Annotated in this window: 1 rRNA gene (running past one end of the window); it reads left to right on the top strand. The window is 46.9% G+C overall.

Annotated features, from left to right (window positions below):
- A 23S ribosomal RNA gene (locus DES33_RS09320) occupies window positions 1-1,713 on the top strand; it begins 1,293 nt to the left of the window's first position.
- Window positions 1,714-1,787: the final 74 nt, after the last annotated feature.

Raw genomic sequence — 1,787 nt, 5'->3', positions numbered from 1 at the left:
CACTTAACAACATACAACTGGCATAATAGCTTTTCTATCGGTAGAGGAGCGTTGTATATGAATTGAAGCAAAAAGCGTAAGCAATTGTGGATTATATACAAGTGAGAATGCTGGCATGAGTAGCGAAAAGGGATGTGAGAATCATCCCCGTCGAAAGCCCAAGGATTCCTGAGCAAGGCTCGTCCTCTCAGGGTAAGTCGGGACCTAAGGCGAGGCCGAAAGGCGTAGTCGATGGACAACAGGTAGAAATTCCTGTACTACAAGATTGTGATTGAGAGAAGTACTGACGCAGAAGGAAAAGTCGAGCGTGTGAATGGTAGAACACGTCCAAGTAACAAGCCAGAATATACAGGCAAATCCGTATATTCGCTAACGTAAGTTATCATGGGGAGCAGAAAGATGCGAAGCGACAGATTCAAACTGCCAAGAAAAGGTGCTATCGAATAATCTTGTACCCGTACCGCAAACCGACACAGGTAGGCAAGAAGAGAATTCTAAGACGCGCGGAAGAACCTTTGTTAAGGAACTCGGCAAAATAATCCCGTAAGTTAGCGAGAAGGGATGCCTAAGAAATTAGGTCGCAGAGAATAGGCCCAAGCGACTGTTTACCAAAAACACAAGTATCTGCTAAATCGAAAGATGAAGTATAGGTGCTGACACCTGCCCGGTGCTGGAAGGTCAAGGGGACTTGTTAGAGCAATCGAAGCAACGAACTTAAGCCCCAGTAAACGGCGGCCGTAACTATAACGGTCCTAAGGTAGCGAAATTCCTTGTCGGGTAAGTTCCGACCCGCACGAAAGGTGTAACGATTTGGGCGCTGTCTCAACAAAGGATCCGGTGAAATTGTAGTAGTCGTGAAGATGCGACTTACCCACGGTAGGACGGAAAGACCCCGTGGAGCTTTACTGCAGGTTGACATTGAATTTTGGGATTAAATGTACAGGATAGGTGGGAGACTAAGAAGCAAGCTCGCCAGAGTTTGCAGAGTCACTGTTGGGATACCACCCTTTTAATTCTAAAGTTCTAACTAGTTGCCATGAAACTGGTAATAGGACACTGTCAGTCGGGCAGTTTGACTGGGGCGGTCGCCTCCAAAAAAGTAACGGAGGCGTTCAAAGGTTCGCTCAGAATGGTTGGAAATCATTCAAAGAGTACAAAGGCAAAAGCGAGCTTAACTGCGAGACATACAGGTCGAGCAGAGACGAAAGTCGGACTTAGTGATCCGGTGGTACCGAGTGGAAGGGCCATCGCTCAACGGATAAAAGCTACCCCGGGGATAACAGGCTTATCTCCCCCAAGAGTCCACATCGACGGGGAGGTTTGGCACCTCGATGTCGGCTCGTCTCATCCTGGAGCTGGAGTAGGTTCCAAGGGTTGGGCTGTTCGCCCATTAAAGAGGCACGCGAGCTGGGTTCAGAACGTCGTGAGACAGTTCGGTCCCTATCCACCGTGGGCGTGAGAAATTTGAGAGGATCTGTCCTTAGTACGAGAGGACCGGGATGGACAGACCGCTGGTGTACGAGTTGTACTGCCAAGTGCACAGCTCGGTAGCTACGTCTGGAAAGGATAAGTGCTGAAGGCATCTAAGCACGAAACCAACCTCGAGATAAGATTTCTATGAGATTACTTGAAGAAAACAAGATAGATAGGTCAGAGGTGTAAAGATAGTAATATCAAAGCTAACTGATACTAATAAATCGAAAACTTGACTGGAAATATATACTGTTATTGATTGGAAATGAAAAGTGAATAAGTATGGTGATAAAAGCAAGAGGGATACACCTGTA

The organism is Finegoldia magna (assembly GCF_003182075.1).
GTDB lineage: Bacteria > Bacillota > Clostridia > Tissierellales > Peptoniphilaceae > Finegoldia > Finegoldia magna.
This window is presented reverse-complemented; position numbering and strand designations above follow the sequence as displayed.